Source organism: Paenibacillus sp. MER 99-2 (assembly GCF_023714095.1).
Taxonomy (GTDB): Bacteria; Bacillota; Bacilli; order Paenibacillales; family Paenibacillaceae; genus Paenibacillus.
In genome coordinates, this window is the sequence record NZ_JAMAUZ010000003.1 from 667,094 (window position 1) to 691,020 (window position 23,927).

At 46.1% G+C, this 23,927-nt stretch carries 24 protein-coding genes and 1 riboswitch; of the genes, 23 read left to right on the forward strand and 1 reads right to left on the reverse strand.

Annotated elements, in window-relative coordinates:
* The first annotated feature begins 360 nt into the window (after positions 1–360).
* Positions 361–1,725, forward strand: a complete 1,365-nt coding sequence (locus M3636_RS17860; protein ID WP_251383419.1) for a transcriptional regulator — start codon at positions 361–363, stop codon at positions 1,723–1,725.
* Between the two features lie 237 nt (positions 1,726–1,962).
* Positions 1,963–2,133 (forward strand): aspartyl-phosphate phosphatase Spo0E family protein, encoded by a 171-nt coding sequence (locus tag M3636_RS17865; protein ID WP_128103809.1) that lies wholly within the window; start codon positions 1,963–1,965, stop codon positions 2,131–2,133.
* Positions 2,134–2,251: 118 nt separating this feature from the next.
* Here M3636_RS17865 and M3636_RS17870 read toward each other — a convergent pair whose 3' ends face one another.
* On the reverse strand, positions 2,252–2,680 hold the full coding sequence (locus tag M3636_RS17870) for a hypothetical protein (RefSeq protein WP_251383420.1): 429 nt from the start codon (positions 2,678–2,680) through the stop codon (positions 2,252–2,254).
* Positions 2,681–2,871: 191 nt separating this feature from the next.
* On the opposite strand from M3636_RS17870, the gene M3636_RS17875 reads away from it, so the two are divergent.
* The 21 genes from M3636_RS17875 (at position 2,872) to atpE (ending at position 23,839) form a co-directional block, all read left to right on the forward strand.
* On the forward strand, positions 2,872–3,342 hold the full coding sequence (locus M3636_RS17875; RefSeq protein WP_251383422.1) for a GNAT family N-acetyltransferase: 471 nt from the start codon (positions 2,872–2,874) through the stop codon (positions 3,340–3,342).
* 109 nt (positions 3,343–3,451) lie between these two features.
* On the forward strand, positions 3,452–4,552 hold the full coding sequence (gene ychF, locus M3636_RS17880; RefSeq protein WP_056702168.1) for a redox-regulated ATPase YchF: 1,101 nt from the start codon (positions 3,452–3,454) through the stop codon (positions 4,550–4,552).
* A gap of 183 nt (positions 4,553–4,735) precedes the next feature.
* Positions 4,736–5,335 (forward strand): SUKH-4 family immunity protein, encoded by a 600-nt coding sequence (locus M3636_RS17885; protein ID WP_251383423.1) that lies wholly within the window; start codon positions 4,736–4,738, stop codon positions 5,333–5,335.
* Between the two features lie 285 nt (positions 5,336–5,620).
* Entirely contained in the window at positions 5,621–6,028 is a 408-nt protein-coding gene (locus M3636_RS17890; protein WP_251383425.1) for a hypothetical protein, read from the forward strand.
* A 76-nt stretch (positions 6,029–6,104) separates the two neighbouring features.
* A complete protein-coding gene (locus M3636_RS17895; RefSeq protein ID WP_251383426.1) occupies positions 6,105–6,509 on the forward strand; it encodes a VOC family protein in 405 nt (134 codons plus the stop codon).
* 431 nt (positions 6,510–6,940) lie between these two features.
* On the forward strand, positions 6,941–8,008 hold the full coding sequence (gene prfA / locus M3636_RS17900; protein ID WP_128103803.1) for a peptide chain release factor 1: 1,068 nt from the start codon (positions 6,941–6,943) through the stop codon (positions 8,006–8,008).
* 24 nt (positions 8,009–8,032) lie between these two features.
* The gene (gene prmC / locus M3636_RS17905; RefSeq protein WP_128104628.1) at positions 8,033–8,914 is read left to right on the forward strand and encodes a peptide chain release factor N(5)-glutamine methyltransferase; all 882 of its coding nucleotides are present in this window, start codon (positions 8,033–8,035) and stop codon (positions 8,912–8,914) included.
* Between the two features lie 91 nt (positions 8,915–9,005).
* Positions 9,006–10,229 (forward strand): FtsW/RodA/SpoVE family cell cycle protein, encoded by a 1,224-nt coding sequence (locus M3636_RS17910; RefSeq protein WP_128103802.1) that lies wholly within the window; start codon positions 9,006–9,008, stop codon positions 10,227–10,229.
* 242 nt (positions 10,230–10,471) lie between these two features.
* Positions 10,472–11,767, forward strand: coding sequence for an FtsW/RodA/SpoVE family cell cycle protein (locus tag M3636_RS17915; RefSeq protein WP_251383427.1), 1,296 nt, complete (start codon positions 10,472–10,474; stop codon positions 11,765–11,767).
* 1,071 nt (positions 11,768–12,838) lie between these two features.
* Entirely contained in the window at positions 12,839–13,495 is a 657-nt protein-coding gene (gene spoIIR, locus M3636_RS17920; RefSeq protein WP_251383429.1) for a stage II sporulation protein R, read from the forward strand.
* Between the two features lie 525 nt (positions 13,496–14,020).
* The gene (locus M3636_RS17925) at positions 14,021–15,334 is read left to right on the forward strand and encodes an L-threonylcarbamoyladenylate synthase (RefSeq protein WP_483311527.1); all 1,314 of its coding nucleotides are present in this window, start codon (positions 14,021–14,023) and stop codon (positions 15,332–15,334) included.
* Between the two features lie 219 nt (positions 15,335–15,553).
* On the forward strand, positions 15,554–16,114 hold the full coding sequence (locus M3636_RS17930) for a manganese efflux pump MntP (RefSeq protein ID WP_128103799.1): 561 nt from the start codon (positions 15,554–15,556) through the stop codon (positions 16,112–16,114).
* A 370-nt stretch (positions 16,115–16,484) separates the two neighbouring features.
* Positions 16,485–17,057, forward strand: coding sequence for a low molecular weight protein arginine phosphatase (locus M3636_RS17935; RefSeq protein WP_128103798.1), 573 nt, complete (start codon positions 16,485–16,487; stop codon positions 17,055–17,057).
* A 235-nt stretch (positions 17,058–17,292) separates the two neighbouring features.
* Positions 17,293–17,374, forward strand: a riboswitch (ZMP/ZTP riboswitch).
* A 139-nt stretch (positions 17,375–17,513) separates the two neighbouring features.
* Positions 17,514–18,107, forward strand: a complete 594-nt coding sequence (locus M3636_RS17940) for a TIGR01440 family protein (protein WP_128103797.1) — start codon at positions 17,514–17,516, stop codon at positions 18,105–18,107.
* 216 nt (positions 18,108–18,323) lie between these two features.
* The gene (locus M3636_RS17945) at positions 18,324–19,571 is read left to right on the forward strand and encodes a serine hydroxymethyltransferase (RefSeq protein ID WP_145406981.1); all 1,248 of its coding nucleotides are present in this window, start codon (positions 18,324–18,326) and stop codon (positions 19,569–19,571) included.
* Positions 19,572–20,003: 432 nt separating this feature from the next.
* Positions 20,004–20,633 carry a uracil phosphoribosyltransferase gene (gene upp, locus M3636_RS17950; RefSeq protein WP_017691929.1) on the forward strand — a complete coding sequence of 210 codons (630 nt, stop codon included), beginning with the start codon at positions 20,004–20,006 and terminating at the stop codon, positions 20,631–20,633.
* Positions 20,634–20,704: 71 nt separating this feature from the next.
* Complete coding sequence (wecB, locus tag M3636_RS17955; protein ID WP_251383431.1) at positions 20,705–21,862, forward strand: non-hydrolyzing UDP-N-acetylglucosamine 2-epimerase; 1,158 nt, start codon at positions 20,705–20,707, stop codon at positions 21,860–21,862.
* A 186-nt stretch (positions 21,863–22,048) separates the two neighbouring features.
* Positions 22,049–22,303 carry an AtpZ/AtpI family protein gene (locus M3636_RS17960; protein WP_145051553.1) on the forward strand — a complete coding sequence of 85 codons (255 nt, stop codon included), beginning with the start codon at positions 22,049–22,051 and terminating at the stop codon, positions 22,301–22,303.
* Complete coding sequence (locus M3636_RS17965) at positions 22,296–22,673, forward strand: ATP synthase subunit I (RefSeq protein ID WP_128103793.1); 378 nt, start codon at positions 22,296–22,298, stop codon at positions 22,671–22,673. Before M3636_RS17960 ends, M3636_RS17965 begins: the two co-directional genes overlap by 8 nt.
* Positions 22,674–22,718: 45 nt before the next feature.
* On the forward strand, positions 22,719–23,537 hold the full coding sequence (atpB, locus tag M3636_RS17970) for a F0F1 ATP synthase subunit A (RefSeq protein ID WP_128103792.1): 819 nt from the start codon (positions 22,719–22,721) through the stop codon (positions 23,535–23,537).
* Between the two features lie 77 nt (positions 23,538–23,614).
* On the forward strand, positions 23,615–23,839 hold the full coding sequence (gene atpE / locus M3636_RS17975; protein ID WP_017691934.1) for a F0F1 ATP synthase subunit C: 225 nt from the start codon (positions 23,615–23,617) through the stop codon (positions 23,837–23,839).
* The last annotated feature ends 88 nt before the right edge of the window (positions 23,840–23,927 follow it).

Here is a 23,927-nt window from a genome sequence, read left to right on the forward strand (position 1 = left end):
GCAATTACATGTAGTGTGGCAGTATCTATATTAATCCCGACTACTCAACCAACACCTCCGGAAACAACACCTCCTGTGATCATGACAACGAATGGTCATGGAATGGGAAGCTAACGGTTGATATGACTTGAAGAGTGACACCATTGAGGTATTTATTTATACAGCAAAGAAGCCCTATGCGGATGAGCATAGGGCTATTATAAATTGGTGAAACCAAGCCTGGGGTTTGGGATAACCTTAAAGTTAATTAAAAAGACCTTATTACCAAATAAAATATAAAATTGATATAAATTGAAGGGGTGCTGTATAATTCTTATTTATTACTACTCAGTCGTATACCTCAGATAAGGTGGTGTTTTCTTGAACTCAGCAGCGACCATTCGTGATTATTTCGAGGACTATTTAAAAAACAAACGTATGACACTTCATCAGTTTTCAGAGGTATCTGGTATTAATTCAGGCACTTTAAGCAGTACCCTAAGTGGGCAGCGTCCTATAGGTGTGCAACAGTTAGATCGGCTCACTGCGGGTATGGGGTTACCTGAAGGGTACTTTTATGGATTATACATAAATGAAAGTTTTGTAAATGCGAGTCCGGATTGGCGCAGACTAGGCCCTTTTTTGTACCGCTGTGCTGAGTTAAATCAAATTGAAAATATAAAAGAAACGATCAGTTTAGTGATGGATAACCTCACGTATGCCCCTCATTTGTTTGATCTGGCGGAACAGTTATTTTCTGAAGGAAAGCTGGAAGCAGCTCGCCCCCTCTATTACAGTGTTGCTGAGAGTGAGAAGATGCAGCATTCAGAACGATTGGCTCTGAGTCAGTATCGTCTATTTACAATTGGACTTTCTAACAATCAACAAAATAATCAGTCACTTGCAACCCAATTTGAGTTGTTTGTAGATCGTTTGGATGAGATGTATCAGCTTGATGGGTTGAATGATCTAATTAATGTATATAGTTCATTACGAAATTGGAGTAAGTTGTTAGAACTGAGTGACAAATTGAAGATGAGAGCAGAAATTCACTATAAGTTGTATGGAAGACGTAAAGATGAGTGGGTGAAAAAGGAGATTGTTTTTTATGTGTTGTATGCCCACCTAGCAAAAGGGAGTGCGTACTCTTATCTTGGAGACTACAAGAACGCCCTGAAGTATGTTGAACAATATAGCAATTATACGTGGATAAAGTCTCCTAATGAAGCTGAATTGGTAGTTATAAATCAATTTAATGAATGGGCGGAAGCCAATCGGTATCTATATGAGCTGAAGTCAGGTAATGTTGATGTTCTTGAGGATTATCTTGAATATATATCTGAAAGAAAGAATGAAATCTTCCCAGCGCTATGTGCAATTGTAAGTGCAGCGAATCGATATAATATGAATATTGATTCGGTATTGGAACAGTATGAATCCTATTTTACCTACCAGGAGCAGGAAAATAGAATTGGAAAAGTTAGTAAGTATTTAACAAGTGACCAGTATGGGTCGCTATTGGCTGGATTAGGAACGTATTATTTAACAAATAAAAACTTTGATAAAGGCATGGAATACCTTCAACGAGGCTTGGATTTTGCCATGAATAATGGTAATAAGGATGCGATGCTGGACTGTCTTGGGTTATTTGGTGAACTTCGTGATTATCCTAATGGGGAAGGCAGTAGCACCAAAGCGGCTGTTCTTTTGGAGAAGATTAGTGAACGATTCTCGCACCCTAGTTAATCCCTTGAAAGCTAGTATATAGAACAGATATACGGGTGTTCCCTATGTGGATGACTTCCTTTAATGAGGAAGCTGGATCATACGGGACGCCTTTTTATGTTGATTTTTACAAATTAGCGTGTAAGGTTTTACGAAATGGGGTAGAACGACATGTAAAATTAAAATCAAGTTGGAGTATATATCCTTTCCCACTAAATAGCAGAATGCTCTAGAATATCACATCAGGGGAGGATGAATATGGAACGTAGTGACTTGATAAGACGAATTGAATTAGCGAGGCAGAAGCTGTATCAGACGAAGCTGAAATATGTAGATCTTCTGCATCCTGATGTCATTAAGCAATCCATGATTCTGGATGAGTTAATCAATGAATATAACCAGGCCAAAACAGAAAAGCCGATCAAGTAAACCCCATTGACTGTGGCTGAGCTCTTGGCGAGTCGCTCTTCCTATCATTTAATTTCAGCATGAGTTACAGTGTGGACAAGCTATTCATCCGTTGGATGAATGCTACGTACTTACTCGCTTAGGAGCATTCTTCGTTAACGGATATCGTATCGTTAGTCACCGTTACACGGGTATGACCAGCTAAATATTCGGTATAGCCGCAGACGGTCTTAGTGTAATTATTCCCACGGCTATCGCTAAATTTCAGATATATACTTCCCTCTCCAGAGAGCTTGAGCTGTGGAGTGAACTGAATCTTATGCCCACTAGGCAAATCTTGACCGGGGATGAAGAGGGACTTACCCATAACATTTGCGTTCTCAGAGCCGATCAATCCTGATTGGATGCCAGTAAGTTCGTATGCGGACTGATTGTCTATGGTGATGCGGAAGTCTTTGAATCGATCTATTGCATTCTGATAACTAAGATATAAGATGACTCCAACGAACAACGTTACAACAAGGAGAATAACAAATCTGGGCGTGAACCGCCTGTGACCTTTGTCCATTCTAATTCTCTCCTTTCTCTTAACATTATGGTATTAAACGCAAATTAGGGCGTAAAGGTTGTGCCCCCATTTTAATATAAAGATAGATATACATAGCTAAGATAAACAGCTTGTGAATTACAGGGCATCTACGTATGCTGTGAAATAGGAAGTTATAGCATGATTAATGGAGTAGAAAGAAGGAGAATTGAATGAAACTAGTACCTATGGGTGAGCAAGAGTTCGCGAGTTTTCGCGTTCGCTCCATTCAAGATTTTGCACGAGAGAAGGTAGAAGCGGGGACGTGGGCATCAGAAGAAGCACAACAACTCGCAGAAGCAGTGTATGACAAATACTTACCAGAAGGCATGAACACCCCTGGTGCTTATGTGTATAACCTCGTGCATGAGATGGACGGAAATGTAGGTTATATCTGGTTTAATATTACGGATAACCTTCGGGGCAGGGAGGCGTTCCTGCTGGATATTTTGGTTGAAGAAGCACATCAAGGCAAAGGTTATGGTACGGAGACCATGAAGGCACTGGAACAGGCTGCTATAGGTCTGGGGGTAGTTCGAATCGGTCTGCATGTGTTTGGACATAATGGTCGTGCAAGCAACTTGTATAAGAAGATGGGGTATGAGGTTACAGATCTAACGATGTACAAGGAATTGCGGAAATAATTCCGTTCATAGCGAATTAGCGAACTTCCTTGATGCACTGGGGGTTGTCATATATAATGAATAGGATTATTCGAACCGAACAAGTAATGAATGAGGAGTTGTCATATACATGGCTTTGAAAGCTGGAATCGTGGGTCTGCCTAACGTGGGTAAATCTACATTGTTTAATGCAATTACACAAGCTGGTGCGGAGTCTGCTAACTATCCGTTCTGTACAATTGACCCTAACGTAGGGATTGTTGAAGTCCCTGATGAGCGTTTGGACAAATTGACAGAACTCGTTGTACCGAAAAAGACAGTACCAACGGCGTTTGAATTCGTAGATATCGCGGGTCTGGTTCGTGGTGCAAGTAAAGGTGAAGGTCTTGGTAACAAGTTCCTTGCTCACATCCGTGAAGTAGACGCTATTGTACACGTGGTACGTTGCTTTGTCGATGAGAACATCACTCACGTAGATGGCAAAATTGATCCGGTAAGCGACATTCAGACGATTAATCTGGAGCTGATCCTGGCTGATATCGAGAGTGTTGAGAAAAAAATCGACCGTTCTAAGAAAAACATGAAGGGCGGTAACAAAACGGCTGCTCAAGAAGTGGAAGTACTGGAGAAAGTGAAGGCTGTTCTGTATGAAGACAAGCCAGCACGCAGTATGGAGCTTACAGATGAAGAGCGTCTGATTGTGCGCGATCTGCACTTGCTTACCCTCAAGCCTGTTCTGTATGCAGCCAATGTAGCTGAGGACGAAATCGGCGATGTAGCGAACAATGCTTATGTGCAAAAAGTAAGAGAATTCGCTGCTGCCGAGAATGCAGAAGTGGTGCCAATCAGTGCGAAGGTCGAAGAAGAGATCTCCGAACTGGAAGGCGAAGATAAACAAATGTTCCTGGAGGAACTGGGCATCGAGGATTCCGGTCTGAACCTGCTTATTAAAGCAGCTTACAAATTGCTGGGACTGTACACGTACTTCACAGCAGGGGTACAGGAAGTTCGTGCATGGACAATCCGTAAGGGTACCAAAGCTCCTGGCGCAGCTGGTGTAATCCATACTGACTTTGAGCGTGGATTCATCCGTGCAGAGGTTGTTTCCTATGAAGATCTGGTTGCGGCTGGTTCCATGAATGGTGCCAAAGAACGTGGACAGCTTCGTCTGGAAGGTAAAGAGTATGTTGTTAACGACGGCGATGTTATGCACTTCCGTTTCAACGTATAAACCTCTGAACTCGTATCAAACTTTAAAAAACTGAACCTACCAACGTAGGTCTATTGAAAATGGCTCTGTTACCTTCTTAGGAAGGTGGCAGGGCTTTTTTTTAACGATGATAAACACTGGAACTTACTGGATTATCCGAAACGTGTGGATATAATATAAGAAAGAGTTTTCTGGAGGTGGCCTATGGAACAACAGCTAACCAATGTTAGATACGACAAGGCTCTAGTTGAAGCTGCTCAGTTGCCGAAGGAGACGCAGGAACTGTTACTGCAATTGGGGTTACCGCAGCTCCGTTTGGCAGATGAGCATGTGCTCGGCGTTCATTTTACACCCCTAACGGATCAAGGACTGATTCAGACCTCAGATGGATACAAAACGTTGTTTCCAATCGGGTATGAATGGGAGGATAGTTCGATCATATTTGCTCTGGAAACAGAGATCGGCACACTCTACAGGTTGGATGGGCAGAAGGGTGAATATAGCGTTGTTAACACCAATCTAAGCCTATTTCTGGAGTTCCTACATCAATACATTTCGTTCATCCATGAGCATTCGAGAACCTCTGAGCCGAGTGTAATGACGTTGGAACAAGTGCAGGCGAAACTAGAAGCTTTCAGGAGAGGCGAAATTAAGCCTATAGCACAACCATCTTCTGATTCAGCAAGAAAAAATGCGCTGCACCAGCTCCGACAATTCTATACGGAGAAAGACCCGGTGAGTGTCTCGGATGAAGAGAGTTGGTGGAGTGTTGTGCTCGAACAATTAGAGGACGACCTTCTGTAGGTTGCTCATAACCGAAACAAGTATGCTAGTGAAGATACTATGACTTAGTTTCATGAATAGATGAAGGATGTTTTTCAGTTTCCGATTCATCATTGCCCATTACAATCTCTTGGAATGTGCAACTCTTATGTATTGAATAACGTTCAGGTAGTAACGTTACAATAACCATAAGGGGAGATTGTCATTTTAATTAAATCAAAGTTGTTGTATGTTGCATTTAGTATGGTGGTTGTGTTCCTAATATCGGCTTGTGCAAATGATACAACTAACGAGCTCTCTCCGAATATGCGAATTGAACCTTACCGTGTTGCGCTAGAAGAATTGATATCGATAGACGCGGCTCTTAATGCGAATATGGAGTACATTTCTCTGGTGCTGAACGAAGCAGTCCCTATTGAAGATTCTGAGCGAGAAGCAATTGAATCCTACCTCCTACAAAAATATAACGTTCCCATCTATAACTACACACATGAGCAATTGATCGAGCGGAATTTTGCTGAGCAGGGTGGAACAAGGCTTAAAGGCATTCTCCTAACCATTGAAGAACATAAGCCGTCAGACGATACGAATGAGATGACTCTTGAGGTCAGTAAGTATCGTGCGAATGAAGGTGCAATTGCTTTGGAAATGATATTAGCGTATCAAGAAGGACAGTGGGAAATTTCCGGTTATGTTACGGAGAGAGAAAGTTAGGGGCGAGATTCGCTTCTGGTGTCCGAAATAGAGTATAGTGGGCATAGTTGAACTTGATTTATAGGAGGCTACGACCATGTCACAGGATATCTGGATGAACCTACCGGTCAAAGATGTTGTGAAGTCAACAAGCTTTTACAATGAGATTGGATTCCATGCGGCGAACGTTGGTCACGAAAGAGCCAAGCTTACGATAGGTCAAACGACAATTCTGCTGTTCCCGAATGCGACGTTTGAGAAATTTACAGGTTCCCAAATTGCAGATACTTCCCATAGCGCAGAAGTGATATTCTCCATTGGTGCGGAGAGCCGGGAAGAAGTAGATGCCTTTATTCAAAAAGTAGAGAGCGCTGGAGGCAGCGTCTTTGGTAAGCCCAGTGAAACGGACGGCTGGATGTACGGTGCAGGCTTTGCCGATCTGGATGGTCACCGTTGGAACTTACTGTACATGGATGAGAGTCAAATGCCAAAACGTCAATAGAAGTCGTTCCATCCAAAAGTATGAACATGTATGAATGTGAAACGCCGGTTGCCTCATGAAGGTTATCGGCGTTTTTCCTACTCCATATAGATATAGAAAATTTAGTTCATCCGGTAGCAGAATGGTTGCTATTCAGATTCATAAGAATATGCTATAATTAAGAGTCGTATACCTTGGTTGAATGTGTTGCTTAACTCGATGAACGGAAGCGGGTTCTGTACAGGGTACGCGATTTCTTTATATCACTTTAAAAGTAAAGGATTTGATGACGTTGTAGCGATGTTATACGTCGATCGTCGATCATATATGAATATTTAATCCATGTTAAGGCCAGGGGATTTCACGGAAATCCTATGCGACTGAGAATTATAAATAGTACGAATACCGGTATGCAAGAAACGAATGAAAATAATACGTGAGGTGACGATATAATGTTGGATAAATTACAGGCTTTGGCCGACCGTTACGACAAGCTCAGCGAGCTGTTGTGTGACCCGGATGTAGCAAGTGATAACAAGAAGCTGCGTGAGTACTCTAAGGAACAATCCGATCTGCAACCAACTTACGATGCGTACAATGAATACAAACAGGTAAGTGAAGATCTCGATGCTGCGAAGGAAATGCAAGGCGAGAAGCTAGATGATGAGATGCGTGAAATGGTCAAAATGGAAATTGAAGAGCTGAGCACCCGCCAGAAGGAATTGGAAGAACTGATTCGTGTGCTTATGCTGCCGAAAGATCCAAATGACGACAAAAACGTTATTGTGGAGATTCGCGGAGCGGCTGGTGGAGATGAAGCAGCATTGTTTGCAGCGGATCTATATCGGATGTACACACGCTATGCAGACGCACAGGGCTGGCGTGTTGAGCTGATGGACGTGAACACGAACGATCTCGGCGGATTCAAAGAGGTTGTCTTCATGATTAACGGCCGCGGCGCTTACAGCAAAATGAAATACGAGAGCGGTGCACACCGTGTGCAACGTATTCCAACAACAGAATCTGGTGGACGTATTCACACGTCGACGTCAACGGTTGCGGTTATGCCGGAAGCGGAAGATTTTGATATTGAAATTCATGACAAAGACATTCGTGTAGATACGTTCTGTTCCAGTGGTGCTGGTGGACAATCGGTAAATACAACGAAATCCGCTGTACGTGTAACTCACGTGCCAACGGGTATTGTAGCAACGTGTCAGGATGGTAAGTCCCAGAACTCCAACAAAGAAAAAGCGTTGCAGGTTCTGCGTACACGGATCTTCGATATGAAACGTATGGAAGAAGAAGCGAAAATTTCGGTTGAACGGAAGAGCAAAGTGGGAACGGGTGACCGTAGTGAACGGATTCGTACGTACAACTTCCCGCAAAGCCGTGTAACGGATCACCGTATTGGTTTGACGATGCACAAGCTGGATCAGATCATGAACGGAGAAATTGAAGATATCTTGTCTGCACTGACCATTGCTCAGCAGACTGAGTTGATGGATAGAGGAGAATAATCTGTGACCCGCGCCCAGTTTGTGATGACGCAGGCACAGAGCTGTCGGGAAGCCTTCGTAGAGGCTTCCTCTTTTTTGGAGAAGTGCGGCGTGTACGAGCCGCACAATAACGCACGGCTGCTGCTGGAACATGTACTTGGCGTCTATGGCGCCCAGTACTATATGATGCAGCCGGAGCCCTTCCCAAGCGAGCTTCGCAGCCGCTGGGAAGACGCCGTCACGCGCAAGGCTGCGGGTGAGCCGGCGCAATACATTATCGGCAGCCAGGAATTCTACGGGCTGCCGTTCGAGGTCACGCCGGCCGTGCTAATCCCGCGGCCGGAGACCGAGCTGCTGGTCGAGGCTGTGCTGCGCGAAGCGGACCGCGTGTTTGCGAGCGGCGATGCAGTGCACGCCGTCGACATTGGCACGGGCAGCGGTGCCATCGCGGTGACGATGGCTTCGCTTCGCCCGCAGTGGCAGGTGGGCGCCGGGGATATCTCGGCGGCCGCCCTGCAAATAGCCGCGCGGAACGCGGCTGCGAACGGCGTACAGATCGACTTCCGTGAAGGCGATCTGCTCGCTCCGTTCGCTGGGGCACGGGTGGACATCCTGGTGTCCAACCCGCCATACATCCCGGCGGCAGATATCGCCGGGTTGCAGCCTGAGGTGCGCGATCATGAGCCGCGCACTGCACTGGACGGCGGCCCGGATGGGCTTGCGCCGTACCGGGTGATGCTGGAGCAGCTTACGCTGTTGCCAGCGCCGCCGCAGATTGTTGGTTTTGAACTGGGGCAAGGCCAGGCTCGTGACATTGCTGCCTTGCTGGAATCCGCCGGGCATTGGCCGGAGATTATCATCGTACCAGACCTTGCCGGGATCGAGCGGCATGTACTAGGTGTTCGCACTTCGGAACAGGTGACATAAATGTAAGATTGCGGAGGTTTTCTTTTTGCCGTGAAATCCTCTACAATGAGATATACCGAAGATTGCTGAATGCTTGGAGGAACATAATTACATGCTGCATAAATTCAAAAAAATTGACTACAACATCGTATTTATATTAGTTATCTTGATGGTTATCAGTATTTTATCCATTTATAGCACCACGTTTGGTCGTCCGAGGTGGGAATCCTATCCCCAGCGGGCTGGGATATTCTATATTATAGGTTTCATCGTGTTCTTCGGAATGTCCATGATCAACTACAAAGTGATTATCAAAAACTATTTATACATTTACGGTGGCGGTCTACTGCTGCTTGTTATCGTTAACTTTTTTGGTGTGACCTATTACGGCGCGCAGGGCTGGTTGTCCATATTCGGTCTAAGTTTGCAGCCGGCAGAGCTGTTTAAGTTGTGTTTGATTGTCTTTTTGTCTGCCTTGCTGTCTCGAAAGAAGAACAGACCTCTGTTATTTGGACGAGATGTCATCCCGATTGCTCTGTGTGTGTTGCCGCCATTGTTACTCGTTTTATTGCAAAATGACTTGGGGAATGCGCTCAGTTACGTCGTGATTCTTGTTGGATTGCTGTGGATTGGTAATGTGAAATTCAGCCACGCCCTGATTGGTTTTATCATCGCAGTTGCTGCTTTTGTTGCGGGAACGCAAGCGTACGTTCACTATCACGATCAGATCACCAAATTCCTTCAGGATATCGGGCGTGCTCACTGGGCAGATCGTTTCGATCCTTGGCTTGTACCAGATCAGACCTCCCGTGACGTCCTATGGCAGACGTATAACGCTAAGCTTGCCATTGGTTCTGGAGGTATTAGTGGTAAAGGATATTTGGAAGGTACAACCATCCAGTCCAACCGGGTACCGTTGGCGTATGCCGACTCCATCTTTGTTCAGATCGGGGAAGAGTTCGGTTTTGTAGGCGCTTCGGTGCTGTTACTGCTCTACTTCATTCTGATTCATAGGCTGGTATTGATCGCATTGGAGTGTAAGGATCGTGCCGGACCGTATCTGATTGTGGGTATCATATCGATGTTACTCTATCAGATTTTTGTTAACATTGGTCCGTTTATTGGTCTGATGCCACTGACGGGAATTACGCTGCCGTTTATCAGTTTCGGGGGTACCTCTCTTGTGCTCAATATGCTGAGTATGGGGGTTGTCATGAGTATCAAGGTGCACACGGAGGAGAACGAGGATATTCTGGGTTCGTCAGAACAACTTAGCATTACGGAACTGATTATGAAAGTGTTTAAACGCAAACCGTCACAGCAAGAACAATCCTGATTTTTGTTTTAAGGTGTGTAAAATGTGTAAGATATAAAACCTGAAAGCCATAGATTCGAGCAACGTGGATCTACGGTTTTCAGGTTTTTTTGTTATAGTATCGGTTTTGTGGTATCGGTGGATTAGGAAGGGGTGTTCCTTCAACATATCCATAAGTGTAAGGATTTCCATTTTTCATTCCAATTCTATACAATAAAGGGAGGAGAGATTGGCAAGACCATCTTAGGGGGAAGAGTGAGTACATGCTGAGAATGTTGAAGAAGATGGATGGAATCATACTGTTTGTACTGCTGTTGCTTATGGGAATAAGCATAGCTGCCGTATATAGCGGGACGCAGACCGATTCTACATTGAGCAACCATCATATCAAAACCTTACAATTTTATATCGCCGGATTCATTGTCGTGATTGGAATGGGGCTTATCAATTATAAGCTCATTGTGAAATATGCTTTTTATTTGTATGTCATCGGAAATATTTTGCTTCTCCTCGCCAATTTCGTAGGTGGCTCGGTCAACAATGCCAATGGCTGGCTAAAGCTAGGGGATACTTTCTCATTTCAACCTGCGGAACTGTTTAAAATGATCTTAATTCTATTTCTCGCCCATTTGATAATGAAGCGAAAAGGAAGAGAACTCGGTTTTTGGAGAGACATCGTGCCGATTGGGTGTTGGACCTTTATTCCCTTTGCACTTGTTATGATACAGAATGACTTGGGAAATGCCTTGGGGTATGTTGTTATTTTGGCAGCAGTGCTCTGGATCGGTAATATTAAGCTGAAACATGCCTTGATTGGTATTGCCATTATTGGTGTGGCTTTTTTTGGCTTCGTTAAATCATATGTCACGTATCATGAAGAAATTTTCACCTTTCTAGAGAAGGTAGATCGAGAGCATTGGGCAGAACGGATCGATCCTTGGCTTGTACCGGAGAAAGCGACTGCCAAAGCAACCTGGCATACCAAAAATGCGGGTCTAGCTATAGGATCAGGCGGCATTATTGGCAAAGGGTACTTACAAGGTACATCGGTGCAAAGCGGGCGAGTGCCTTATACATATTCAGATTCTATTTTCGTCGTGATTGCTGAAGAGTTTGGCTTTGTGGGCGGTGCAGTGCTGCTATTGCTTTATTTTGTCTTGATCCATCGGATGGTGCTTATTTCACTGGAATGTAAAGATCGAGCGGGGCCAGTAATTATTGTCGGGATTATAGGGATGCTGCTATATCAGGTGTTTGAGAACATTGGTGCTTTTCTGGGGTTGATGCCGCTTACGGGTATTACTTTGCCGTTTATTAGCTACGGAGGAACGTCACTACTTATCAATATGGCCTGCATCGCGATTGCTATGAGCATCAAACTGTATGGCCCCGAGGATGAAGATGTCATCGTGTCGGAGGAGCAGCCACCGAGTTTGCCAGCAAGAGTTCGGAGTTGGGTGGCGGGGCTGGATATGCTGAACAAGAGCAAGAAGAAGGAAGAGGAACTTGAACAGATAAAGGGAGAGGCGGGAAAGGGAAAAGATCAAGTAGGGATGTAATTGGAGTATGAACTAAACGGAAGCACGGATATAGAGTTAAACAAGAGTAGAGACAAAAACAAAGACAAAGACAAAGACATAAACAAAGGCACTAACAGAGGAACTAACAAAGACACAAACATAAACATAAGTATGCTATACGCAGGTGGTGTGGACATAAAGGTGCAAAGAGAAGAAAGAGTGGATATAAAGGTCGATAGGTAGGGGAGAAAGGAAAGGGAAGTATGAGCGTGTGAATGTTCTCCGCATGTTGAGGATGTGTTCCCCTTCGTTATAGCGGCATTAAACGGTAGAGTCGGTTATCACCATTAGAGGTGGGAGCGGCTCTTTTTGCTCTAAGGTGTGTCTGAGAACTCTTTGAAGGAAGGCAGAACTTGAAATTTTCGTTTCAAGCAAGGACGTTTTCCGCAGGTATGCCGGGTCGTCATGAGAAGTGACACAGCAGGCGCGAAAAGACGTCGGCAGTGGACGATGCCCCCTAAGTGAGCGTGAGATTTGAAGTTACGACAGTTGATCATGTGTTATCTCTAACGAACTCAGTTGGCCTTATTGGCGGGAAAATGGCACTCAGGAAATGCTAACGAATCGTTGACACGCTAATACTCCATTGGGGCGCGAGTTTTAGACTCATTCCGTGTTATTTTGTAATATAACGTTTCTCAGATTCGTTACCAGTTCCATTTGCCGTGATACGACCAAATAAGGTCTCTCAGATTCGTTAACGCCGACGTTGTATGGAGAGGGTTTCACCCTTTAACTGCTCCGTTTCAAACGTAACCTTCACCTGCTCTAGACCTGCTCCACGATCATCATTTATTTCTAATCATCTGTGCATCCTGCTCGTTGCCTCATTCGTTGTATTTCATACGTTTCTTTCAACACACGCGACATGATTTATTTGTTTAGAGACACATCCTAGCATATGTTGGATAAAAAAATTAAGAGTTATGGAGTTTAATAGGTTTAACCCTACTTCCTCTGGGCATACTGATAGACATGAGAGATTTATAGTGAGTTCATAGCGTAAGCACTTATAAAATCATGATCATGAGAGCCAAGGGGGAGAACGGCATGAGTAGACGAATCGTGAAACAAATTGGACTAATTGTGGTATGTCTTATGATGATTATTATGATGTGGGAAGGCCAGAAAACGGATGCGGCTGTAGCAGCTGCGGCAATTCCAGAGCAATCCATTCGGCTCCGTATTCTAGCCAACTCGGATTCGGCAGGAGATCAGTTGGTGAAACGTGAGATTCGTGATGCTGTTGTTGCTCAGATGGATCAATGGGTGACGGAGCTTGCCAATCCTCAAGATCTGGAGGAAGCCCGTGGAGTGATTCGTCAGCATTTGTCTGAGATTGAAGAGAAAGTTGGAGAAGAGCTTGCCAGTCGTGGTCTGGATTATGATTACCAGGTGGAGCTGGGGGTGGTTCCTTTTCCGACCAAACTATATGGTGGTACTGTATATCCGGCTGGAGATTACGAAGCAGTTCGTATAACAATCGGTAAAGGTGAAGGTCAAAACTGGTGGTGTGTATTGTTTCCTCCATTATGCTTCATTGATGCAGGTACAGGAGACGCAGTGACGAAGACGAATACAGCTGCAGCCGCCGCTTCGCCAGGAGATGTGGAAGCATCCGTACAAGTCGGAACACCGGAAACACGTTTCTTCCTCTGGGATATGGTTGTAAAGTTTTGTGGTTGGGTGACGGGATTGTTTGCTTAATCGGATCGTGAATAGGTTGATGTGATGTAAGGGCGACTTCAAGATTGATGAGGTTGCTCTTTGTTGTAGTGAGCTTTGTTGTGAATGGTGAGAGTGCGTAGTTTCATCTTTGAAACGAAGAGATATGTTATAATTATAGGAATTCAAAACCATAATCAATGCGGGTAGTCATTCATCAGACGTTTACGCATGTTTTACAACTTCGAAAGAAGCAGGTTTGGTTGAATTTTCGTTCAACACCAGGAAGTTTTTCGCTTACGTACCAGGTTGAGTCAAGAGAAAGTGACACAGCAGGGAGCGAGAAGACAGCGAAAGATGCTTGAGGTTAGATATAGGATACACCCAATGTTTACTACCTTATTGAAGCTTAGGAATGATGGATATATGAGAAATGAACAAGAGGCCAAACAGAATAAATTGCAGCAGAATGAACATGAACACACACCTTTAGATCGCGAGCAAATGGGGCGTGATGGACAATTGGGGAGCCAAGAGTTGCTTTTGACGTCAAAGGTTCAAGGTAACATGGATACACATCGACTCGACCAGCAGTCATCCCTTCAAAGTATGGAGGGCGAACCGGGTTTGGGTGAACAGGGGCAGGGATTGGCGCAGGAGATGGTTACCCTTATGTGGGATGTTCATGTGCTGCTTCATACCGCTGGAACGGATATGAATAATGCCAACGATGGTGGGAATCAAGTGGAGCATGAACAACAGGAGAGCTTATCTGCTGGACAAGTGTCTCTGCAGGTGACCACACCGAATGATGAGTCTGATGAAAAAAGGGAGAGCGCCTATGAACAGGCGCTCGCAGACTTGCGGGCTGCCGCAGCCTGCATTCGTCAAGGACAAACCGTGGCCTTTCCGACCGAGACAGTCTATGGTTTAGGGGCAGATGCCCGGAGCACAGCAGCGGTAGAAGCTGTGTTTGCGGCTAAAGGTCGCCCATCGGATAATCCGCTGATCGTGCATATCGCCCACCGTGACCAGTTGGATGCACTAGTCACAGAAGTGAATGCCACCGCGGAAGCGCTGATGACGGCCTTCTGGCCGGGACCGCTGACGCTGGTGTTGCCGGTTAGACCTGGGGCGGTGTCTCCACGGGTCACCGCCGGGCTAGACACGGTGGCCGTGCGTATGCCGGATCACCCTGTGGCGTTGCAGTTGATTGCCGCGGCGGCATGCCCTGTGGCTGCGCCGAGCGCTAACCGCTCCGGGCGACCAAGCCCAACCCTCGCAGCACATGTGCGCGAGGACTTGGCTGGCCGCATCGGCGGCATCGTGGACGGCGGCCCCACCGGGGTGGGCGTCGAGTCCACGGTCGTGCAGGTCGGTGACGACGGTACCGTCACCATCCTGCGCCCTGGCGGCATCACAGCGGAACAATTGTCCGCTGTGGCCGCCCGTGTCGCCACGGACCCGGCGATCCTCGCCGAAGGGTCCGCAGGCGAAGCCAGCCCGGCGCCGCGCTCGCCGGGCATGAAGTACACGCACTATGCGCCCGAAGGTGCGCTGTGCGTGGTGGAGGGGCCGCCCGCAGCGGTGGCGGCCTGGGTTAGCGCCGCCCTCGCAGAGGCGGCGCAGCGCGGAGAGCGCACCGCGGTGCTGGCGTTCGCCGAGCACGCGGAGCAATACCGCGCCGATGCCGTATTCTCGCTGGGCGATGCCAGCGAGCTGGAGGAAGCAGCGCGCCGGCTATATGCCGCGCTACGGAGCTGCGATGAGCAAGGCGCCACATATATTGTGGCTGAAGCCTGCTCACGCGAAGGGCTGGGCGCAGCCGTCATGAATCGGCTGCTCAAAGCGGCGGGTCACCGACTCATACAAGTCGGTTAACCCGCAACATCTACATGTCCAGTCGCCCAGTGTTCCCCATATATCAAGGCGAGTAGAACTCGCCATATAATCGGGTAAGCCAGGTTGCCTGGACGAACCAAGATATTTCGCAGAACTTAAATTGTCTGCGATCCGATTGTTCAAACATATCCTCTGGTCATGTTTAGGTCCTTGTCCGCATATCGTGTACAAGAACCTTTACGTGATGGGGGTATGGGAATGTGGGATATATCTGCCCATGTAGGGCAGTTAGTAACCATTTTGATTATGGCTGTGGCTCTGGGTTTCGACGCCTTCTCGCTGGGAATCGGGATGGGCATGAAAGGCATTCGTTTACGGGATGTACTGCGAATCAGTACAATCACCGCCCTGTTCCATATCATCATGCCACTGATCGGTATGTACACAGGCAAGTATGTCAGTTCATTGCTTGGCAACATCACCACGTATGCGGCGGGTGGTTTACTTGTTCTTTTAGGCGCGCATATGATTTTGAATGCGTTCCGTGAAGGAGAGACGAAGCTCGTGAATCCTCGCTCACTGGTGGGTGTGACTTTATTTTCACTAAGTGTCAGCATAGATTCGTTTTCCGTAGGGGTTTCCCTGGGGATGTTCAGTAGTGATCTGATCTTAACTGTGCTTGCTTTTGGTGTGTGCGGCGGCTTAATGTCAATGATGGGGCTGTTGCTTGGACGACGAGTGAGTCATAACCTTGGGGATTATGGTGAAGCTGTAGGTGGAGCAATCCTGCTCGCCTTTGGATTGTTGTTTATCTTTTGAGCTGTAATCGATGTTTTCACTGACTACATTGGACTCGAGTTCTGGCTGGTTCAGAGCCGGACGGTTGTATATCATTCTGGTGCGAGTATAATCGAATGAAAGAGATTGTGCAGACAGTAAGCTTTGATTACGGCGGATGCCTTGAGTAACTTCTCAGCCGAAATAAATAGAAGCATACGAAGCTGGTTTCCTTCGGGGGAAAATATAGTTGTCCACGTAGTTTAGCCTACGCCCTGTTCATCCATTTCTAGCTTTATCCCTTTTTTCTGAACATGGACTTCATGCAACTAATGTTGTGTAATCTGAATTGAATTTCTGAAACTATAATGTATACATTTGATAACATATATAAAATGGGGAGGCTACCACAATGAAACATATTTTGTTTGTATGTACAGGTAATACGTGCCGCAGCCCCATGGCAGAGGGGCTTTTGCGTAAGCTTGCTTCGGAGCGTGGCATTCAAGTAGAGGTGCGTTCAGCAGGTGTTGCTGCGACACAGGGAATGCCGATTTCACGTCACGCCGAGGCGGTACTGAGGGATCATCGTGTAGAGGGGCCGCCACACTCCACACAGCTGAGTGCAGGGCTTGTTGGCTGGGCTGATCTGATCCTAACACTTACTCGCAGTCATAAGCAGCATGTGCTGCAAGTTTTTCCAGACTCCGTCCACAAAACCTATACACTCAAAGAATACGTGGAAGATGATGAGCAAGTGATGAATGATCTGCAGGAACTGGACAGCCTATTCGCGACACTGGAGATGAAGCGTGCACTTGGTCAAGAGATATTAGCATCCGAGCGGGAACGTGTCATTGAGATTCGACAACGAATTCCAAGCTTCGACATCTCCGATCCGTTTGGCGGCAATCGGGATGATTACAACGTAACGGCTGCCGAGATTCGAACCGCGCTTGATCGACTTCTGGATAAATTGGAATAAAGCAGAGTGCACAGGGGTAATGTAAACAACGTATCAATAATGTAAACCTCGGAAGCTGAGATCGGTGATCAGTTTGATCATGCGATCATAACGCAGCTTAGCCATCCAAGGTTGAACCTTAATATTATTGATAGACATGCCTCACGTACTTCAAATGCCATATAGAAACAGAACATGGGATGTAAATTACCCGTTGATTTTAAGCGCAGGTTGTTTTATGATGAAGGGGAAAACAGGGATCCGGTGTAACTGGCGACGAAGTGGGCACAACCACAATGGAGCACCGGAACAAACGGCCGGTCGCCTGGGCAAAAGAGCAATTCTGCGATACCCGCAGACTGCTCTTTTTTTCGTCTTTCATCTGTTTATTCGCTATAATAGTACCTGAAATGCCATGTTGGAATACGAAAGGCTACCAATCGGAAGCTGGGCATGATGATATCGGGAGGCGATAGGATGACTATTGAGTTAGATTCGGAACAACCCGGATTGCAGGAACAGACCGCATCCATTTTGCGTGAACTGGCCATTGCAGGGAAGCTAGGTCCAGGACAGATCGTTGTCATTGGTACGAGCACGAGTGAGGTGGCAGGTAAACGCATTGGTACGAGTGGTGCGATTGAAGTGGCACAGCAGCTTCTTGCGGGTATTCGTGAGGTGCAGCAGGAATTCGGTTTTGAACCCGTCTTTCAATGCTGTGAGCATTTGAATCGTGCGCTGGTGATGGAACGTTCTGTGTTATTACGTCTGGGATTGACCGAGGTGGGTGCAGTACCTGTGCCTACAGCGGGTGGTTCAATGGCATCTGCAGCTTATCGATCACTTACCGATGCATGTCTGGCGGAACATGTGCAGGCACACGCAGGATTGGATATCGGAGAGACGATGATTGGCATGCATTTGCGGCATGTAGCAGTTCCTTTCCGTACATCGCTTCGGTACATCGGAGATGCCCGCGTGACGACAGCGTTAACGCGTCCGAAGTTGATTGGTGGGGAACGTGCAGTGTATCGTATGGAAGAACAGCCTGATTCGACATTTTGTGACTAACGTATAAAGTGAAATTATGTTTACACGTAAACGGAGAGTGCAACACCAATCTGGAGAAGCAGAGCGTTCGCGTTTATCACCGGATTTCCCCTTTGAAAAAGGGATTCAAAGAAATCTGGGGATAACAGCGATCGAAAGATGGTGAGGCAATCGAAGTCTGGAGTGTAACCTTATGTTTCACTTTATAACTTCACTTATATTAGGAGGAATTTAATCATGGAACAATTGCGTAAGAATGACCCGGCAGTGTTGGAAGCGATGAATCTGGAGTTGAAACGTCAGCAGAACAACATTGAGTTGATTGCATCTGAGAACATTGTAAGCGAAGCGGTTATTGAAGCGCTTGGTTCCGTTTTGACGAACAAATATGCTGAAGGATATCCAGGCAAACGTTACTATGGCGGTTGTGAGCACGTAGATATCGTGGAAGATATCGCACGTGATCGTGCCAAAGAATTGTTTGGAGCAGAGCATGTTAACGTTCAACCACACTCTGGTGCACAAGCGAACATGGCAGTTTACCTCGCAGCGCTTAAGCCTGGTGATACAGTACTGGGTATGAATCTTGCACACGGTGGTCACCTTACGCATGGTAGCCCAGTGAATGCATCTGGTTTGCTCTACAACTTCGTAGCATATGGCGTACAAGAAGATACATTCTTGATCGATTATGATGAAGTTCGCAAAGCAGCGTTCAAGCACCGCCCTCGTATGATCGTTGCAGGAGCGAGTGCTTATCCACGTACAATTGATTTTGAAAAATTGGCTTCCATTGCAAATGATGTAGGCGCATTGTTCATGGTAGACATGGCACACATCGCTGGATTGGTTGCTGCTGGTTTGCATCCAAGCCCGGTTCCACATGCACATTTCGTAACAACAACAACACACAAAACATTGCGTGGACCACGCGGTGGTATGATTCTCTGTACCAAAGCTTGGGCTGCTGCAATTGATAAAGCGGTATTCCCTGGTTCCCAAGGTGGACCATTGATGCACGTTATTGCTTCCAAAGCGGTAGCATTGGGTGAAGCATTGCAACCATCATTCAAAGAGTACGCGCAAAATGTAGTGAAAAATGCACAGGTTTTGGCTGAAACGTTGATCTCCGAAGGCTTGAACATCGTATCTGGCGGTACAGATAACCACTTGATGCTGATCGATACACGCAGTGTGAACATCACAGGTAAAGAAGCTGAGCACGTACTTGATTCCATCGGAATTACTGTTAACAAAAATGCAATTCCATTTGACCCAACAAGTCCGTTCATCACTAGCGGTATCCGTATTGGTACACCTGCGGCTACTTCCCGTGGCATGAACGAAGAAGCTATGGTTTCCATCGGTAAGATCATTGCTAAAACGCTCAAAAACCCTAAAGATGCGGCAACACTTGATCAAGCTCGTGCAGAAGTAACGGCACTGACAGATCAATTCCCGCTCTACACTGACCTTAAATACTAAAAAACGTTGCTCGCGCTGTTTGTATTTGAGTGTTCTTAAAATGGGATACAAAAAAGCGAAGCAGACAGAATGAAGCCGGAGAAGCGTAGCGTTCGCCTTTATCACGGGATTTTCCCCTTATTATGTTGAGGAGAATCAAAAAAATCCCGGGATAACAGCGATCGAAGGATCATTCTGTTAGCGGAGTGCTAATGTATCAATCATTTTTATCTTCTCAACGACATAACAGCAAGAGTCAAAAGGACCGGAAGACATCATGTTTCCGGTCCTGTTTTTGTAGTATTCGGTATTCTGTAATGATTAGGTGCCCTTTAATGGTGTAATTCGGTGTTGGTGATGATATAATATACAGGATTTATCGAGCCTATGAATGATGATTAGGCATTTATGGAAATGCTGTAACATGATGAACTTACCGGAGGGACAAATTAGATGGGAAAATTAGTAATATGTGATCACCCTTTGATCCAACACAAACTGACGTTTATACGCGACATGCGTACGAATACGAAAGATTTTCGTGAATTAGTGGATGAAGTAGCAACGTTGATGGCTTATGAAATTACAAGGGATGTTGAGCTGGAGACGATCGATGTACAAACTCCTGTAGCAGCAACACAAGGTAAAGTTATTTCTGGACGTATGCTTGGACTGGTGCCAATTCTGCGTGCAGGACTCGGGATGCTGGACGGCGTTGTTAAATTGTTGCCAGCGGCAAAAGTAGGACATGTTGGTCTGTTCCGTGACCCGGAAACACTTCAACCTGTTGAATACTACACCAAGCTGCCTACGGACGTAACAGAGCGCCAATTGATCGTGATTGATCCGATGCTAGCAACGGGTGGTTCGGCAATCGCGGCAATTGACGTGCTCAAAAAACGCGGATGCACACAGATCAAAATGATGAACCTCGTAGCCGCTCCAGAAGGCGTAAAAGCTGTGCAGGATGCTCACCCTGATGTGGACATCTATGTAGCTGCTCTGGATGATCGTCTGGATGATCACGGTTATATCGTTCCAGGCCTTGGAGATGCAGGAGACCGTCTATACGGCACTAAATAAGCATATGACATGCTTGTAGAGGTACGCAGGTAATAGAGGTTCGGAACTTATAGAAAAGGGGCTTTGCTCGAATGTCTAACAAAATTAAAGTGATGACGATCTTCGGGGTACGTCCAGAAGCAATCAAGATGGCTCCGCTTATTTTGGAGTTGCAGAAACATCCCGAGTCTATCGAATCTATTGTTTGCGTAACTGCGCAACATCGTCAGATGTTGGATCAGGTACTTGAGGTATTCGACATCCATCCGGATTATGATCTGGATGTGATGAAGGATCGTCAGACATTGAATGAAATCACGATTCGTGTCCTTGGAGGGCTGGAGCCTGTACTGCGTGAAGCGAAACCAGACATTGTGCTCGTTCACGGAGATACACTGACTACATTTGTAGCCAGCTATGCAGCGTTCTTGCAGCAGATTCAGGTAGGGCATGTCGAGGCGGGACTACGGACGTGGAACAAGCTATCTCCATATCCGGAAGAGATGAACCGTCAATTGACGGGCGTACTGGCTGATTTACACTTTGCGCCAACAGATAGGTCCTTTGATAATCTTGCCAAAGAAAATAAACCAGAGTCTAGTACGTACGTCACAGGCAACACGGTTACAGATGTGTTTCAATATACAGTACAGGAGGGCTATAGACATCCGGTACTTGATTGGGCAGAAGGCAAACGCCTTGTGCTGTTGACAGCTCATCGCCGTGAATCTCAAGGCGAGCCTCACCGCAACATTTTCCAGGCCGTCAAACGAATTGCTGATGAGTTTGAAGATATCGCCATCGTGTACCCGGTACATCCAAGTCCTGCTGTGAAGGAGCCGGCTCACGCGATATTGGGGAATCACCCAAGGATTCAACTAATTGATCCACTAGACGTAGTGGATTTGCATAATTTTTACCCGCATACACACTTGATTTTGACCGATTCAGGCGGTTTGCAGGAAGAAGCGCCTTCGTTCGGTGTGCCTGTTCTTGTCCTGCGTGATACGACAGAGCGCCCAGAAGGCATCGAGGCTGGAACGCTTGAGCTTGTAGGTACAGATGAAGAACGTGTATATGAACGGACAAAAGCGCTGCTTACAGACGAAACGTTGTATGCAAGCATGAGTCAAGCTGCGAATCCATACGGTGATGGACATGCTTCGGAAAGAATTGTCAATGCGATTTTGCACCATTTTGGAGTTAATAGCGAACGTCCGGAACCATTTCACAGAAAGTTCAAAAAATAATTCAAATTTTCTAGCGGATTTATAAAGGGCATAGTATACAGTTAAACTGTACGGTTTACGCGGGTTTATGGGCTCTGAGAGCCTGTTTACCTGTCGTTTTACCCTTTAAAACGCTAAAATCATTCAATTGACAAAGGCTCTCATCATTCAGTAAAATTAACTGGGATTGCAAGGGTGGCGTGGAAAATGGCCGATTCGAACAAACCAAATTCATCCCGTAACCATGACGATAATGTGTGGAAAGCAATGGGACTCGTGACAGCTTTTGGGATCGAGATTGCCATACTCGCTGTAGTCGGATATTACGCTGGCTCCTGGTTGGACAAGACCATTGGAGGTAACGGAATATGGATCGCCGTAAGCGTTCTCTTTTTTCTGGCAGCAGGCGGGGTAAGCATCTACTTTATCGCGAAAAAATTCATGGGGGAAAGTGATGAGTGAACTAACCAGATACCGCAGAATGATGACTGTTTTCATCATGTACTTTCTTATGATTTGTTTTCTCGCAGCGGCCTTCATGCCACGTGTGGAGACAATTGCTTTGGGATTGGCTCTGGGTACGGTAATTAGCTGGATCAATGCATTTTACCTAGGCTACAAAGTAAGGAAAATGTCTGATGATGCGGCAGAAGGTAACTTGAAGCGTGTGAACCTAGGATTTTTGACAAGAGCGGCGCTCGCTGTGCTCGGTATATTCATATCGATGCGCTTTCCGCAATACTTCAATACATATGCGGTTGCAGGCGGTCTGGTTATTGCACAATTTTCCTTACTGATTATAGGGATTGTCTATTCCCGCAGAGCAGAATGATGTTAGGTGCTGCAGCTTTCAAGTCGAGAAAGGGGTGAGAAAAATATGCATGAAGCTCCAATTATTATGCTTGGCGGATTTCGACTGGATTTATCTGTTGTGCTGATGCTGGTAGTTACAGGTGCCCTTGTTTTTATTTTCGCTGTACTAGCCACACGAAGATTATCCGTTGAAAACCCCGGCAAGCTGCAAAATTTTATGGAGTGGGCAGTAGAATTCGTCCGCAATCTGATTTCCAGTACAATGGATATGAAGAAAGGTAAACATTTTATCTCTCTCGCTCTTTCCATGATTATGTTCATTTTTGTAGGGAACATGCTCGGACTTCCGTTCCAAGCAGTAACCGCAGTGGACAGTGCAGAACACGCGCAGGTGTTTGGTAAGCCGATTGTAACCGCGGTGGAGGCGTTTGAAGAAGCGCATGCCAAGGATCCTGAGGCTCATCCACACGTCGAACTGGCTTGGTGGAAATCACCAACAGCCGACTTGTCTGTAACGATGGGACTAGCTCTTGTAGCGTTCCTCGTATCTCATGGTCTCGGATTATTCCGGAACACAAGAGGATATCTCAAGCATTACCTTCAGCCATTTGCCTTGTTCTTACCGATCAACTTGATCGAGACGGCATCGAAGCTGTTGACACACGGTATGCGTCTATTCGCGAATATCTTCGCGGGTGAGGTGCTGATCACAACGATCCTGAAGCTGACCACATTCAAGATATTTGGTGCCATTGCAGCGATTCCGCTATTAATGGTGTGGCAAGGCTTTAGTATCTTTATCGGCGCGATCCAAGCATTTGTATTTGTTATCCTGATGATGGTGTACATTTCACAAAGCATTGAGACGCACGAAGAGCATTAAGTTTCAAGCCTTCGAAGATTTCTTCATCAGGCTGAACAATAAAAAATTCGATTTATAATTTTAAGGAGGATATACAAATGGGAGCAATGGCATTAATCGCAGCAGCAATTGTTGCAGGACTGGGCGCATTTGGCGCAGGTATTGGTAACGGTATGGTTATCAGCAAAACGGTGGAAGGTATTGCCCGTCAACCGGAAGCTAAATCCACTCTTCAAACAACGATGTTTATCGGTGTAGGTTTGATCGAGGTATTGCCGATCATCGGTGTGGTACTCGCGTTCATGTTCTACGGTATGGCTTAATTAAATTGATAAAGGTTTGGCGGGGAAGGCCACAGCCGTCCGCGCCTTCTTTTTAGGTAATATCCGTTACTAGCGGATGAACGTTTCA

Excerpts from the sequence above, each read along its gene's own strand:
- M3636_RS17865 (WP_128103809.1), top strand. The coding sequence starts at position 1,963 with ATGGAACGTAGTGACTTGATAAGACGAATTGAATTAGCGAGGCAGAAG.
- M3636_RS17870 (WP_251383420.1), bottom strand. The coding sequence starts at position 2,680 with ATGGACAAAGGTCACAGGCGGTTCACGCCCAGATTTGTTATTCTCCTT.
- M3636_RS17875 (WP_251383422.1), top strand. The coding sequence starts at position 2,872 with ATGAAACTAGTACCTATGGGTGAGCAAGAGTTCGCGAGTTTTCGCGTT.
- ychF (WP_056702168.1), top strand. The coding sequence starts at position 3,452 with ATGGCTTTGAAAGCTGGAATCGTGGGTCTGCCTAACGTGGGTAAATCT.
- M3636_RS17885 (WP_251383423.1), top strand. The coding sequence starts at position 4,736 with ATGGAACAACAGCTAACCAATGTTAGATACGACAAGGCTCTAGTTGAA.
- M3636_RS17890 (WP_251383425.1), top strand. The coding sequence starts at position 5,621 with ATGCGAATTGAACCTTACCGTGTTGCGCTAGAAGAATTGATATCGATA.
- M3636_RS17895 (WP_251383426.1), top strand. The coding sequence starts at position 6,105 with ATGTCACAGGATATCTGGATGAACCTACCGGTCAAAGATGTTGTGAAG.
- prfA (WP_128103803.1), top strand. The coding sequence starts at position 6,941 with ATGTTGGATAAATTACAGGCTTTGGCCGACCGTTACGACAAGCTCAGC.
- prmC (WP_128104628.1), top strand. The coding sequence starts at position 8,033 with ATGACGCAGGCACAGAGCTGTCGGGAAGCCTTCGTAGAGGCTTCCTCT.
- M3636_RS17910 (WP_128103802.1), top strand. The coding sequence starts at position 9,006 with ATGCTGCATAAATTCAAAAAAATTGACTACAACATCGTATTTATATTA.
- M3636_RS17915 (WP_251383427.1), top strand. The coding sequence starts at position 10,472 with ATGCTGAGAATGTTGAAGAAGATGGATGGAATCATACTGTTTGTACTG.
- spoIIR (WP_251383429.1), top strand. The coding sequence starts at position 12,839 with ATGAGTAGACGAATCGTGAAACAAATTGGACTAATTGTGGTATGTCTT.
- M3636_RS17925 (WP_483311527.1), top strand. The coding sequence starts at position 14,021 with ATGGATACACATCGACTCGACCAGCAGTCATCCCTTCAAAGTATGGAG.
- M3636_RS17930 (WP_128103799.1), top strand. The coding sequence starts at position 15,554 with ATGTGGGATATATCTGCCCATGTAGGGCAGTTAGTAACCATTTTGATT.
- M3636_RS17935 (WP_128103798.1), top strand. The coding sequence starts at position 16,485 with ATGAAACATATTTTGTTTGTATGTACAGGTAATACGTGCCGCAGCCCC.
- M3636_RS17940 (WP_128103797.1), top strand. The coding sequence starts at position 17,514 with ATGACTATTGAGTTAGATTCGGAACAACCCGGATTGCAGGAACAGACC.
- M3636_RS17945 (WP_145406981.1), top strand. The coding sequence starts at position 18,324 with ATGGAACAATTGCGTAAGAATGACCCGGCAGTGTTGGAAGCGATGAAT.
- upp (WP_017691929.1), top strand. The coding sequence starts at position 20,004 with ATGGGAAAATTAGTAATATGTGATCACCCTTTGATCCAACACAAACTG.
- wecB (WP_251383431.1), top strand. The coding sequence starts at position 20,705 with ATGTCTAACAAAATTAAAGTGATGACGATCTTCGGGGTACGTCCAGAA.
- M3636_RS17960 (WP_145051553.1), top strand. The coding sequence starts at position 22,049 with ATGGCCGATTCGAACAAACCAAATTCATCCCGTAACCATGACGATAAT.
- M3636_RS17965 (WP_128103793.1), top strand. The coding sequence starts at position 22,296 with ATGAGTGAACTAACCAGATACCGCAGAATGATGACTGTTTTCATCATG.
- atpB (WP_128103792.1), top strand. The coding sequence starts at position 22,719 with ATGCATGAAGCTCCAATTATTATGCTTGGCGGATTTCGACTGGATTTA.
- atpE (WP_017691934.1), top strand. The coding sequence starts at position 23,615 with ATGGGAGCAATGGCATTAATCGCAGCAGCAATTGTTGCAGGACTGGGC.